This is a genomic window from Kluyvera sp. CRP, from assembly GCF_019930565.1.
GTDB classification, from domain to species: Bacteria; Pseudomonadota; Gammaproteobacteria; order Enterobacterales; family Enterobacteriaceae; genus Kluyvera; species Kluyvera georgiana_A.
The window spans coordinates 3476573-3489055 of the sequence record NZ_CP082841.1 but is presented as its reverse complement, the minus strand read 5'-3'; the positions used below and the strand labels follow the sequence as shown (position 1 = coordinate 3489055).

11 protein-coding genes and 1 pseudogene are annotated in these 12483 nt (G+C 57.3%); 4 read left to right on the top strand and 8 right to left on the bottom strand.

Features of this window, described 5'->3' with window-relative positions:
• The first annotated feature begins 91 nt into the window (after positions 1 to 91).
• Positions 92 to 1393 carry a uracil/xanthine transporter gene (locus K7B04_RS16505; RefSeq protein ID WP_223802526.1) on the top strand — a complete coding sequence of 434 codons (1302 nt, stop codon included), beginning with the start codon at positions 92 to 94 and terminating at the stop codon, positions 1391 to 1393.
• A gap of 89 nt (positions 1394 to 1482) precedes the next feature.
• On the opposite strand, the gene K7B04_RS16500 is transcribed toward K7B04_RS16505, so the two are convergent.
• Positions 1483 to 1689 (bottom strand): glycogen synthesis protein GlgS, encoded by a 207-nt coding sequence (locus tag K7B04_RS16500; RefSeq protein WP_163447442.1) that lies wholly within the window; start codon positions 1687 to 1689, stop codon positions 1483 to 1485.
• Positions 1690 to 1939: 250 nt separating this feature from the next.
• Between K7B04_RS16500 and K7B04_RS16495 the strand changes: the two genes are divergently transcribed.
• Entirely contained in the window at positions 1940 to 2080 is a 141-nt protein-coding gene (locus K7B04_RS16495; RefSeq protein ID WP_100250004.1) for a hypothetical protein, read from the top strand.
• A 53-nt stretch (positions 2081 to 2133) separates the two neighbouring features.
• Here the strand turns inward: K7B04_RS16495 and K7B04_RS16490 are convergent, their stop codons facing one another.
• The 7 genes and pseudogenes from K7B04_RS16490 to K7B04_RS16460 form a co-directional block, all read right to left on the bottom strand.
• Complete coding sequence (locus tag K7B04_RS16490; RefSeq protein ID WP_223802525.1) at positions 2134 to 3000, bottom strand: oxygenase MpaB family protein; 867 nt, start codon at positions 2998 to 3000, stop codon at positions 2134 to 2136.
• Between the two features lie 17 nt (positions 3001 to 3017).
• A complete protein-coding gene (locus K7B04_RS16485) occupies positions 3018 to 3893 on the bottom strand; it encodes an NAD(P)-dependent oxidoreductase (RefSeq protein ID WP_223802524.1) in 876 nt (291 codons plus the stop codon).
• Between the two features lie 128 nt (positions 3894 to 4021).
• Positions 4022 to 4952 (bottom strand): annotated as a pseudogene (locus K7B04_RS16480) (MurR/RpiR family transcriptional regulator).
• Positions 4918 to 5868, bottom strand: coding sequence for an ABC transporter substrate-binding protein (locus tag K7B04_RS16475; protein ID WP_223802523.1), 951 nt, complete (start codon positions 5866 to 5868; stop codon positions 4918 to 4920). Before K7B04_RS16475 ends, K7B04_RS16480 begins: the two are co-directional and overlap by 35 nt.
• An 8-nt stretch (positions 5869 to 5876) precedes the next feature.
• Positions 5877 to 6929, bottom strand: a complete 1053-nt coding sequence (locus K7B04_RS16470; RefSeq protein ID WP_223802522.1) for an iron ABC transporter permease — start codon at positions 6927 to 6929, stop codon at positions 5877 to 5879.
• Positions 6926 to 7951: an iron ABC transporter permease gene (locus K7B04_RS16465; protein ID WP_223802521.1), complete on the bottom strand. Its 1026-nt coding sequence runs from the start codon at positions 7949 to 7951 to the stop codon at positions 6926 to 6928. Before K7B04_RS16465 ends, K7B04_RS16470 begins: the two co-directional genes overlap by 4 nt.
• Positions 7951 to 8772 (bottom strand): ABC transporter ATP-binding protein, encoded by an 822-nt coding sequence (locus K7B04_RS16460; RefSeq protein WP_223802520.1) that lies wholly within the window; start codon positions 8770 to 8772, stop codon positions 7951 to 7953. Before K7B04_RS16460 ends, K7B04_RS16465 begins: the two co-directional genes overlap by 1 nt.
• Positions 8773 to 9285: 513 nt before the next feature.
• Between K7B04_RS16460 and K7B04_RS16455 the strand changes: the two genes are divergently transcribed.
• Together K7B04_RS16455 and K7B04_RS16450 are read left to right on the top strand one after the other, a co-directional pair.
• Complete coding sequence (locus tag K7B04_RS16455; RefSeq protein WP_223804184.1) at positions 9286 to 11367, top strand: TonB-dependent siderophore receptor; 2082 nt, start codon at positions 9286 to 9288, stop codon at positions 11365 to 11367.
• A gap of 146 nt (positions 11368 to 11513) precedes the next feature.
• Complete coding sequence (locus K7B04_RS16450) at positions 11514 to 12473, top strand: L,D-transpeptidase family protein (RefSeq protein ID WP_223804183.1); 960 nt, start codon at positions 11514 to 11516, stop codon at positions 12471 to 12473.
• Positions 12474 to 12483 lie beyond the last annotated feature (10 nt).

The window sequence follows — 12483 nt, the reverse complement described above, 5'->3', positions numbered from 1 at the left end:
CATTTCATTCCGCTTTTCAGGCCGTTAGTGCTGATTTTTCCCGAGGAGTGACAGAAAAGCATACAGTAGCGTTTATTTACGGATGTGCCCTATGCCGATTTCTCTCTTGTCACGCGAAAACCTGCTGTCCGGTTTTCAATGGTTCTTCTTTATCTTCTGCAATACCGTGGTGGTTCCCCCTACGCTGGTTTCCGCCTTCCACCTCCCACAAAGCAGCCTACTGATGTTGACGCAGTACGCGTTCCTGACCACCGCCGTTGCCTGTCTGCTACAAACGTTCTGCGGCCATCGCCGCGCCATTATGGAAGGCCCTACCGGGCTGTGGTGGGGAACGATTCTGACGATTACGCTGGCTGAAGCATCGCGCGGTACGCCGTTGAACGATATCGCCAGCAGTCTGGCGGTAGGTATTGCGATCTCGGCAGTGCTCACCATCCTCATCGGTATCAGCGGGCTGGGAAACCGGCTGGCGAAGTTGTTTACCCCAACGGTGATGGTCACCTTTATGCTTCTGCTCGGGGCACAGCTCACGGCGATTTTCTTTAAGGGCATGTTGGGGCTGCCGTTTGGTATTGCCAGGACTACCGTTAGCCTGTCACTCGCCCCGTTTCTTCTTTCGGTCGCGGTGATGCTGTTTGTGATTGGCCTGATTATTTTCCTGCCGCCGCGTATTTCGCGCTATGCGCTGCTGATAGGTACCGTGGTGGGTTGGGCGGTGTGGCGGATATGTTTTGGCGCCGCAGAGACTGCATTTGGTGAACTGCACTGGCAGTGGTTCCCGCTCGGCAGTCACGGTGCGCTGTCGCCGGGGATTATTCTGACCGCCGTAATGACCGGACTGGTTAACATCAGCAACACCTATGGCGCGATTCGCGGTACCGACGTATTTTACCCATCGGCTACGGCCAGCGGTGCGCACTATCGCCGCAGTTTTATCGTCTCCGGCATCATTACCCTCGTGACCGTGCCATTTGCCGTGATCCCCTTCTCACCCTTTGTTTCTTCCGTCGGATTGTTAACCCAAACTGGCGATAGCTCGCGACGCTCCTTCTTCTACGGTGGAATGCTGTTCCTGTTGGTCGCACTCATCACCCCACTCACCCGCTTCTTCTGCGCCATCCCGTTGGGCGTTAGCAGCGCGGTGATGCTGGTTTCCTATCTGCCGCTGCTCTACTCCAGCCTCGTTTTCAGCCAACAGGTCAAGTTTACCTCGCGGAATATCTATCGCCTCGCCCTGCCGCTGTTTGTTGGGCTATTCCTGATGAGTCTGCCACCCGTGTATCTGCAGGATGTCCCGCTCACTCTCCGCCCGCTGCTCAGCAACGGCCTGCTGGTCGGTATCCTGCTGTCGGTGTTGCTGGATAACATCATTCCGTGGGAGCGTATCAGATAAAGGTTCCAGATAGCGGTGTTATCTGGAAACAACAACGGGCACTGAAAGTGCCCGTTTGAATAAGAACGGGCCATTCGGCCCGCTAATGATTAACACATTTCCAGCGCTTGCGCTTTGGCCCTTTCAGCCTGCTTTCGGTAATGGTCATATCGCGCGCAGAACCAGATTCTCTGCTGCTCGTTCATGTTGCCGGTGATCGTGCTGATGTCGATGGGGTGGCCCACCGCGTACATATGCGCAAAGCTGCGGGCCAGAAAATCAAAATTGTTTAATGCCTGTAGTTCCTGTTTCTGCATTGCATATCCCTCCGATCTGGTACTCGTTTTTAAGGTTATATGCTTTCCTGTTTCCAGTATTCGCCTGTTATCGATATCTCTTTGAACACTGCGTGCGTATTTCAGCAGCGCTACGTCACATTTCGGCAATGAGGCCGGGACAAGAATGACGGTTCGTGCTGAATAGGCGGTCACGTCCATAAGCGGGTACATCAATCAACATTTTTGCAATATACTGTGACAAGTGTAGAACAGAGTGAGTAGATAACGAATGGAAATTGATCTGGATAACCTGGTCTTCGACGGCCTGGAAGAAGCGCAAGAGCGCAATGCGGAACGTCTGGACGATGCAGACAAAAAAGCGCAGGCGATTATTGCCGATGATGACTGCGGCGACGCCTGCAAAATCTGATAAAAAAGCCGGCACTGAGTGCCGGCTTTTTTTCGCTCACTTTTCTACTTTCATCAACGCTGCATACGCCGCATCGCGCAATGATAGGCGCCATTCCGTACCGAGCGACGCAGGACGGCCGCAATCAGATGCACGCTACCGCGAACCACACGCTGTTCCACCGGGTTCAGCCGTAAATCCAGCATCTCCTGGGCCCAGTCGGGCAGCAAATCGATACCGGCTTTCATAAAAATCCTCCCCGCAGGCTGCGTGAAACGACCAGGCAGCCGGGTGGTCATCAAAACCCTTGCCACTTCCCGGGTACGCGCATCGCAGCGCAGTTGCGGGCGCATCTGCTCAAGATAATCCGCCACCGCCTGGGGCGTTTTGGGCACATTACGCGCCCCCAGTTTTTCGGCAATGCTGGCCGATTCAATAAAGTATTGTGCCTGCCGCGCGGGCGAGACCACCGTACGCCGATAGCGCAGGTGCGAGGCCATAAACGAGCTGCATTCCGCTACGTGGACCCAGGTCAACAAATCCGGATCGCTGGCGGCGTATGGCGTACCATCAACGTCGGTACCGCTAATACGCATGTGGATGGCTTTCACTTTCGCGATCAGCCGTTCAGCATCCGGTTCCGTGGCAAAGGTGGTGGCGGAAATAAACTGGCTGGTTCGGCGCAGACGGCCAAAGATATCCTCGCGGAACGACGAATGATCCCAGACGCCTGCCAGCGCCAACGGGTGCAGCATCTGCAACAACAGCGCGCTGATGCCGCCGCACAGCATCGACGTAAAATCACCGTGCACCGGCCAGATGGCCGACTGGGGGCCAAACAGCCCCGGTTCGCCGACCGGGTGCTCGAAATCAATTTCCTTGAGCGCCATCCCCGTCAGGCCCAGCACCTGATGCTCAATTCGCTGGCGTAGCCATTCCATTTGCGCCCCCTTCGTCGTCAGGCCTGACGCGCGTTATCCAGCCACGCGTAGACCGCCGCCAGATCCTGTTCAGCCAGCCCGTTTTGCGCGGCATTTTCCCACAGTGCGGCGATATCGCTCATCATCGGCATTGTGCCCTGCGGGGCATTTGCCAATGCCAGGCGTGCGTCTTTCAGCGCATGTTGAAGCTGCATCTGCGGGGTGTAATCCTCTTTGCGGATCATCTCCAGCTTGCCCTTCACATAGGGTGCCGCCAGCGGGCCGCCTTCCAGCGTTTCCCACAGCTGGTTTGTCGTAAAGCCAAACTGTTTTGCCAGTTGCATGCTCTCTGCGACGCCCTGCATCATGGCGATAAGCCAGGCATTAATCACCAGCTTCATTTTCTGGCTGTTGCCCGCCTCGCCGTACCACTGGGTGCCGCGAGAAATGGCGTCGAATACCTGCTGTGCGGCACCGGCGCGCGTCTGGTCGCCGCTTGCCATCACCAGGATTTGCGCGTTTTCAGCCGGCGCTTTAGTGCCAGAAACCGGCGCATCGAGATACAGCATATCCGGGCGCAGCGCATGGAGCAGCGCAATCGCCTCGGCGGTTTCCTGAATACCGATGGTTCCCATCTGGCAGAACGTCGCGCCCTGCGGGCACGACGGCGCAATGGTGCGGATAATGGCTTGCGTGGCGGCACCGTCGGTGAGCATCGCAATAATGACTGACGCATCGGCTACGGCCAGCGCCGCATCGTTGCACAACTGAAGACCGTTGGGTTGGAGATCCTCCCCTCGCCCAGGCGTACGGTTCCAGCCGTACACCGTGAACCCTTTTTTGAGCAGGTTGGCGGCAAATGCGTGCCCCATTGCGCCTAAACCCAGAACCGCTACCGCAGGCTGTGCCTTCATTTCTCTCTCCTCACATATTCGGTCGTTTTTTGTAGCCTGATGATTTTCCGACCCAAAAGCAACCGGAGAATCCTGCGGCCCATCATAGTTTCCGACCGTGAGGTGTGGCATTAGCAAAGCTTGCGCGATTACCCTTTCCGCCCGCCGGATTTACCGATGGCTTTGTGCAGATCGTTAATACGTTTCATCGAACGAATCGTGCGCTGCGACGCGGTGGATGCCACCGACAAAACCAGCATTTCCAGACACACCATCACCGTACCATGTAGCGGTACCCGGCCATTTTCGCCGCGCGGCACGTGGATCACCACTTGCGACATCTCGCTAAATCGCGAGTCGGTCGCCTGGGTCAGCAAAATCGTTGGAATACCTAACCGCTCGGCCTCCCGAAGCGTGGTCAGCCCCTCACGGTGCGGTGACTTCTGGCCCATCATAATCAGCACATCGCCGCGCTGCAGCGATATCAACTGCTCGGCCAGGCTAAACCCCGTGCGATTCAGCACGTAAGACGGCAGGCCGATACGGTTGAATAACCGTGCGGTGTACTCACTTAAAATACCCGATGCGCCAATGCCAAACAGCGCCACCTGGCGAGCTTCGCTCAGTAATGCCACCGCCTGGGCAATCGCCGCGCGGTTATCCGGCGTCGCCAACATCTCACAAGCTCGCTGATGCCCTTCCAGCACGAAGTCAATGCTTGAGCTGACATCGCTGGTGAGTGCCGCGACGGTGGTGACCATCTTTTCTGCAGAACTGATGGTCGGGCCAAACCAGTGCTGCATGGTTTGCTTGAGGTCGCGCAGCCCGGCAAAGCCTAGCGCCTGGATGGCGCGGACCACCGTGGCGTCGGAGGTTTGCGTGGCGGCGGCGATTTCCATCGCCGTGTGGTCAAGCACCGCTTCGCGATTGTCATCAATCCAGTGAACGACCGCCAGCAAACGCGGCGAGAGTTGGGGGGCACGGCTGCGCAGACGTTCGCCAAACAAATCTACCCGCCGCTTTTCGTGACGAACGACCGGCGGGCTCATTTGACCTCCTGCGGAATCGGTCTTCCGGCAATATGCGACTGCACTTCCGCCACCAGCAGGCTTAAAGCGGCATACGAGTTAGAAATGACCTCTTCGCGCGGCAACAGCACATAATGTCCGCTGCGACACGCACGCATAAAGTCACACCAGCCCGGCAACACTTTCTCCATCTCATCGCGCTCATCCTGCGGTTTACCGCCGGTATCAGAGCGCCAGGTGGCAAAAACAAAATCAGCGTCAAGATCCGGCAACTGCTCGGCGCTCACATCCATACGCTCACCGTCCGGAATGCGCTCAATCAGCGCAGGGAAACGGAAGCCCGCATCACGCAGCACGCGACCAAGTGCATGGTAAGAATGATGAACCGTTACCTTGCCGTTATTGGCCTGAATCACTGAAACCGTGATTTTCTGCGTATCCACGGTCTGTTTCAGCTGTTGGATTTGCGCCTGATAGCGTCGGTCGAGTATCGCCAGACGCGCCTCAGTGCCGGTCAACTGCGCCAGCTTGCGGTAAATCCGCGGCGCGCTACCCAGCAGATGGTCAATACTCACCGTCGGCGCAATCTTCGCCAGCTGTTCAATCGGCACGTTACGGTTTGGCTCGGTGATGATCAGATCCGGTTTCGCCGCCGCCACCGCTTCAAGGTCAATGTCGGCGGTACCAATAAATTTAATGTCGCTATTATCGAAATCCACACCGGTCAACTGCGCGCTTGAACGCAGATAGTGGCTGCCGTCCGGACGCGTGCGCCCATGACTCGCTACCGGCGGTACGCCGAGCTCAATCAGCGGAATGGTAATATCAAGATCGTGCATAGAAACAATGCGCTTCGGGTGTGCCGGCACCTGCACGACACGCCCGAGATCGTCGGTGAATGCCTGCGTTTGCGCGCCGGCCACCGTGCTTATCAGCCACAAAGCGGGGAATAGCCCTCGAAAAGTCATCCTGAACCTCATAACGCGTCGCGACGACGCCACAACAGTAAAATAAAAAAGGGGCAGCCAATCAGCGAGATAATGATTCCAGCCGGAATTTGTAACGGGGCAAACGCCAGTCGACCAATCGTATCGGTCAATAACACCAGCAATGCGCCAATCAGCGCGCTGCCGGTCAGCAGCGACACCTGGCCGCCGGGAAGGAGAAAACGCGCCATATGCGGCGCCATCAGCCCTACGAATCCAAGGCTCCCCACGCATGAGACGCTCGCTGCCGTCAGCAGAACCGGCGCAAGGAAACGCAGCAGGGTCAGCCGCGCCAGGCGAACGCCGAGACTGCTGGCAACCTGATTGCCCAACATCGCCACATCCGCCGCTCGAGCGCTCAAATAGAGGATGACCACCGCCGGTAGCGCCCACGCGACGGCGACCGCCAGCAGCGGCCAGGTCGCCGCATGCAGGCTACCCGCAAGCCAGGTCATCGCCGTTTGTACATCACGAATATCCGCCGTGGTGACAAACAGCCCCATCGCCGCCGACAGCGCCCACGACACGCCGATGCCAATCAAAATAAAGCGCGGGCGCGAGAGATCGCGCGCCAGTACCATCACCAGCAGCGCGACCAGCATGCCACCGAGCATTCCCGCAAGCGGACGCCATGTCAGGCTCAGTGAAGGAAAAGCCAGAATCAATGTCAGCACCACCACGCTGGTGCCCTCTTTCACGCCAATCAGCCCTGGGTCAGCCAGACCGTTGCGAGTGATCGACTGCATCGCGGCCCCGGCCAGCCCAAGCATGCCGCCGCAGAAGACAGCCATCAGCAGGCGCGGCAGGCGAATATCGCGCACGATATACACCTGCTGAGCGCTCAGTACGTCCGGATAAAACAGCGCGCGGCCAATGGCGCTGGTGGGAATCGGCAGCGATCCGCGCGTCACGCCGTAGATAACCAACAGCCCCACCACCAACGCCAGCATGGCAGCTATCTTTACCAGTCGGGGACGCAGCAGCACACGAAATGGCCCCCACGTCAGAGGACGAAAACCCGCTTTGCTTAACGCATGCCTCATTTAAAAAACCTCACGGCAATGGCGATAAAAATCGGCGCGCCGACCAGCGCGGTCATCACGCCGGTCGCCAGCTCCTGCGGAGCCAGCAGCCAGCGGGCCAGAATATCGGCCAGCAGCAGCAATAATGCGCCGGTCGGTAGCGCCAGCAGCAGCCCGATACGGATATCCTGCCCGGCCCAGCGGCGAATGGCGTGCGGCACCACCAGCCCGATAAAACCGATTGGACCGGCGATGGACACCGATGCCCCGCACAGCAGCGCAATCGCCAGCACGCCCAGTATGCGCGTACGGGTCACCGCAACGCCCAGACCACTCGCCACGCGGTCGCCGAGCGCCAGAATATTCAACCGGGGGGCGAGGAACGCCGCCAGCAGTACGCCCAGCAGCGCCGGAAGACAGGCGACGCGCAGCGTATGCATGCTGACCCCCGACAAATCACCCGCCAGCCAGGTCCGCATGGCCTGTAGCGTCTGCTCATCGAGGATCAGAATCGAGGCGGTCACCGCCGAGGCAAACGCCGACAGCGCCACGCCGCAGAGGGTAATCTTCATCGCCGTCGCCCCTGCGCGACCGGAGGAAGCCAGCAGCATCACCAGGCCGAACAGCAGTGCTGCGCCGCCAGCCGCGGTCAGAGGGCGGCTGACGCCCCATTCGCCGAACGAGATCCCGGCTGCCGAACAGGCCACCACCGCCAGCGTCGCTCCGGCGTTCAAACCGAGAATATGCGGTTCACCCAGCGGGTTGCGGATTATCGTTTGCAGCAGCAGCCCGGCGACACCCAGCGCGGCCCCGGTCATTAGCGCCGCCAGCAGACGAGTGAGACGCAGACTCACGATGATACGGTGGTCAAAATTGTGCGGGTCATAATGCAGTAGCGCATCAATCACGACACGCGGCGCAATTGCCCGCGCGCCCAGTCCAAGATGGATCACCGCCGCAGCACATAACAGGCAGCCGAGTACCGCGAACGCGGCTGACGGATAACGATCGCCTCGACGCGTAAGTACGCTTTGTATCGACATCAGACGGTTACCGGTTGGGCGCTAAAGGGCATAAAGAGGGGCTTACCGCTTTGTGGGTTATGCAGCATCTGCACGTCAACATCGAACACCTGCTTAATCAGCGCGGGCGTGCAGTCCTGCGAGTCGTGAATTACGCCCGCAACCTGCCCCTGCTTCATAAACACCAACGTGTCGGCATAGTTCACGGCGAAATTAAGGTCGTGCAACACGGTAATGACCGTTCGTCCATGTTCGCGGGTCAGCTGTTGTAGCAGTTCAAGAATTTCCACCTGGTAGCGGAGATCAAGCCAGGTGGTGGGTTCATCCAGCAGGATAGTCGGCGTTTGCTGCGCCAGCGCCATGGCTATCCAGCAGCGTTGGCGCTGGCCGCCGGAAAGGCTGTCCACCGTCAAATGCGCGTACTCAAGCGTGCCGGTCAGACGCAGCGCTTCTTCCACCGCACATTCATCCTCCGGGGACCACTGGCGGATGAGCCCCTGCCAGGGATAGCGCCCGCGCGATACCAGTTCAAACACCGTCAGCCCTTCCGGCGTGAGCGGTGATTGCGGCAGAAGGCCCAACTGGCGCGCCACCTGCTTCGTCGGCTGCTGATGAATATCTCGCCCATCCAGACGCACGCCGCCCCCGAGCGGTTTCAGCATCCGCGCGATGGTGTTCAGCAAGGTTGATTTACCGGAACCGTTCGCTCCCGCCAGCACCGTCATTTTTCCGACGGGCAGCGTCAAACTAACGTCATTGACAATACGTTGGCCGCCATAGCCGGCGCACAGGGACGCCAGTACAATCCCGCGTTCCTGCGGGTTTTCTTGCCGCTGAGGCATATTTCTTTCTCTCCGGCCGCAACGACGTGGTATCGTTCTGCACCTTAAATAAATCTCATTCTCTTTTGATCATGCTATGCCGTCATGTAGTAGTCAATAGCGCTACATTACCGCTTTATTTCATCAGGCTTTTAGTCCCTCACTCATCTCTACGGTTAAACCACTATAAATAAAATCATTGAATTTCAATTCATTAAAAGAAAACCGCATGACGTTTTGGCCCTCAAATGTGGGCATAACCCGCATTGCATAAATTTGTCATCGACTGCATTTACTACTACATCACTGCGTGATTGAATGATTCTCAATTACATATCCGGAACATTTTTGGCGATGTGAACGGGTAGCTTTCGCAATTCAGGGCAATGATTTTTTAATTTTGGCTGCCATCTATCGGCAGTTTTTTTATGGGAAAACAGACAGATGACACACTTCTCCCCGACGTTCACGGGCACAACCGGGCGCGCGCTATTTTCACTCCTCTTTCTGGGGGCCGTCAGTTCGCCTTCGCTGATGGCGGCTGAAAAAACCACACGTAGCGACGACTCCAAAAAAGAAGAGGCGATGACGGTTATTGGCACGACCGCGCAGGCGGACCAGACCGTCACCGACGGCTATCAGCCCTTGAGCAGCGCTACCGCTACGCTAACGTCGATGCCACTGCTCGATATTCCGCAGGTCGTCAACACGGTGAGCGATAAAGTATTAGAAGATCAGCATGCCACCTCGCTGGACGAAGCGCTGTATAACGTGGCCAACGTAGTGCAAACCAACACCCTTGGCGGCACTCAGGACGCGTTTACTCGCCGCGGCTTTGGCGCCAACCGCGACGGTTCGATTATGACCAACGGTCTGCGTACCGTGCTGCCGCGCAGCTTTAACGCCGCCACATCGCGCGTGGAGGTGCTAAAAGGCCCCGCTTCCACGCTGTACGGCATCCTCGACCCCGGTGGATTAATTAACGTGGTGACCAAGCGCCCAGAGCGCACTTTCTCCGGCGATATTTCAGCCACGTCCAGCAGTTTCGGCGGCGGTAGCGGACAGATTGACGTTACCGGCCCCATTGAAGGCACCCAACTGGCCTATCGTCTGATTGGCGAATATCAGAATGAAGATTACTGGCGTAACTTCGGCAAGGAGCGCAGCAGTTTTATCGCCCCTTCCCTGACCTGGTTTGGCGACGACGCGACGGTGAACCTTTCGTGGTCGCACCGTAACTACAATACGCCGTTCGACCGCGGCACCATTTTCGATCTGAATACCGGTCAGGCGGTCAACGTACCGAGCAAGGTACGTTTCGACGAGCCGTTTAACATTACCGATGGCAATTCCGATCTGGCGCAGCTCAACGCGGAGTATCGTCTGAACAGCCAGTGGACCGCGCGTTTTGACTACAGCTTTAGCCAGGATATGTACAGTGATAACCAGGCTCGCGTGATGGCCTACGATGCCAAAACCGGCAACCTGACCCGCCGTGTAGACGCGACGCAGGGCTCGACCCAACGGATGCATGCCACGCGGGCCGATTTGCAGGGCAATGTGGTGATTGGCGGTTTCTATAATGAGTTGCTTACCGGCATCGCCTATGAAAATTATGACCTGCTGCGTACCGATATGATCCGCTGCAAAAACGTCAAGAATAGCCTCAATATCTATCACCCGGTGTACGGGACGCTGGATAAATGCACCACCGTATCGGCGGCCGATAGCGATCAGCGCATTCAGCAGGAAACCTATGCGACGTATTTGCAGGACGCGCTCTATTTGACGGATAAGTGGATTGCCGTGGCGGGCGTGCGCTATCAGTACTACACCCAGTACGCAGGAAAAGGTCGTCCGTTCAAAGAAAACACCGACAGCCGGGACGAAAAGCTGACGCCGAAGTTTGGCCTTGTGTACAAGGTGTCACCCACCGTTTCGCTGTTCGGCAACGTTGCGCAGTCGTTTATGCCGCAATCGTCCATCGCCAGCTATATTGGCGACCTGCCGCCGGAAGAGTCCACGGCTTATGAAGTGGGGGCTAAATTCGACCTGTTCGACGGCGTGACCTCTAATATCACCTTCTTTGATATTCACAAACGTAATGTGCTTTATACCGAAACCATTGGTGACGAGACCTACGCCAAAACCGCGGGCAAAGTACGCTCGCGTGGGATTGAGGTGGATGTCGCCGGTTCGCTGAGCGAAAACCTTAACGTCATTGCCAGCTACGGCTACACCGATGCTAAAGTCGAGGAAGATCCGGAATACGCCGGTAAACCGCTGCCCAACGTGCCGCGCCATACCGGATCGCTGTTCCTGACCTATGACATTAACAACGTCTATGATAGCAACACGCTTACACTCGGCGCTGGAGGGCATGCGTTGAGCCGCCGCTCCGGTACCAACGGCGCAGATTACTACCTGCCCGGCTACGCGGTCGCGGATGTCTTTGCCGCCTACAGGATGAAGCTACAGTACCCGGTTACGTTGCAGGTGAACGTGAAGAACCTGTTCGACAAGACCTACTACACCTCATCGATAGCCAGCAATAATCTGGGTAACCAGATTGGCGACCCACGCGAAGTGCAGTTTACGGTAAAAATGGCCTTCTGATTCCGCCAACGCCCAGCCCTCTCTTAGCCAGAGAGGGCCAACCTTTACATACTCTTTCAATCCCGCATCACTTCCCTACAGTCCGCTTACGCATAATAGTCGCTTTAACTTTTAGACAACATTTTTGACTTTGAGGGATTAGAGTGATGCGTCAAATTCTGCAACTTTCACGCTGGCTAGCAGGATTGCTTCTTGCCGTCAGCGTTGCGCTGCCAGCCAGCGCCAACTCCTGGCCACTGCCGCCGCCGGGCAGCCGTCTGGTGGGCGAAAACCGTTTTCACGTCGTCGACAACAGCGGTGGCTCACTGGAAGCCATCGCCAAGAAATATAACGTGGGTTTCCTGGCGCTGTTGCAGGCCAACCCTGGCGTCGATCCGTATGTGCCTCGTGCGGGCAGCGTACTCACTATCCCGCTGCAAACACTGCTACCCGACGTACCGCGTGAAGGCATCGTACTAAATCTGGCCGAGCTGCGGCTGTACTACTACCCGCCGGGCAGTAAAACCGTAACCGTCTACCCTATCGGCATCGGTCAACTTGGCGGCACCACGGTGACCCCCACCATGGTCACCACCGTTTCAGATAAGCGCGCCAACCCAACCTGGACGCCAACCGCCAATATCCGCGCGCGCTATCGCGCTCAGGGTGTTGAGCTGCCAGCGGTAATGCCTGCCGGACCGGATAACCCGATGGGGCATCACGCCATTCGTCTTGCGGCCTACGGCGGCGTGTATCTGCTACACGGCACCAACGCCGATTTTGGTATCGGCATGCGCGTCAGCTCAGGCTGTATTCGCCTGCGTGATAACGACATTAAGGCACTTTTCGATCAGGTTACGCCTGGCACGAAGGTAAACATTATCAATACGCCAATTAAAGCGTCGATTGAGCCAAACGGCGTTCATCTGGTGGAAGTTCATCAACCGCTGTCCGAGCATATTGATGACGACCCGCAGACTCTGCCAATTGTGCTTAACGCCGGGATGAAAGCCTTCAGCCAGAACCCTGCTACCGATAGCGAAGTGATGAAAAAAGTGATGGATGTGCGCTCCGGGATGCCGGTCGATGTCACCCGTCATCACGATGTTCCGCAGCAAAATATGTAGTTGAAAAGCA

What these genes read in the sequence shown, in the direction of transcription:
- K7B04_RS16505 (WP_223802526.1), top strand. Translation starts at nt 92, where the DNA reads ATGCCGATTTCTCTCTTGTCACGCGAAAACCTGCTGTCCGGTTTTCAA.
- K7B04_RS16495 (WP_100250004.1), top strand. Translation starts at nt 1,940, where the DNA reads ATGGAAATTGATCTGGATAACCTGGTCTTCGACGGCCTGGAAGAAGCG.
- K7B04_RS16485 (WP_223802524.1), bottom strand. Translation starts at nt 3,893, where the DNA reads ATGAAGGCACAGCCTGCGGTAGCGGTTCTGGGTTTAGGCGCAATGGGG.
- K7B04_RS16475 (WP_223802523.1), bottom strand. Translation starts at nt 5,868, where the DNA reads ATGACTTTTCGAGGGCTATTCCCCGCTTTGTGGCTGATAAGCACGGTG.
- K7B04_RS16465 (WP_223802521.1), bottom strand. Translation starts at nt 7,951, where the DNA reads ATGTCGATACAAAGCGTACTTACGCGTCGAGGCGATCGTTATCCGTCA.
- K7B04_RS16455 (WP_223804184.1), top strand. Translation starts at nt 9,286, where the DNA reads ATGGCGGCTGAAAAAACCACACGTAGCGACGACTCCAAAAAAGAAGAG.
- K7B04_RS16460 (WP_223802520.1), bottom strand. Translation starts at nt 8,772, where the DNA reads ATGCCTCAGCGGCAAGAAAACCCGCAGGAACGCGGGATTGTACTGGCG.
- K7B04_RS16500 (WP_163447442.1), bottom strand. Translation starts at nt 1,689, where the DNA reads ATGCAGAAACAGGAACTACAGGCATTAAACAATTTTGATTTTCTGGCC.
- K7B04_RS16450 (WP_223804183.1), top strand. Translation starts at nt 11,514, where the DNA reads ATGCGTCAAATTCTGCAACTTTCACGCTGGCTAGCAGGATTGCTTCTT.
- K7B04_RS16490 (WP_223802525.1), bottom strand. Translation starts at nt 3,000, where the DNA reads ATGGAATGGCTACGCCAGCGAATTGAGCATCAGGTGCTGGGCCTGACG.
- K7B04_RS16470 (WP_223802522.1), bottom strand. Translation starts at nt 6,929, where the DNA reads ATGAGGCATGCGTTAAGCAAAGCGGGTTTTCGTCCTCTGACGTGGGGG.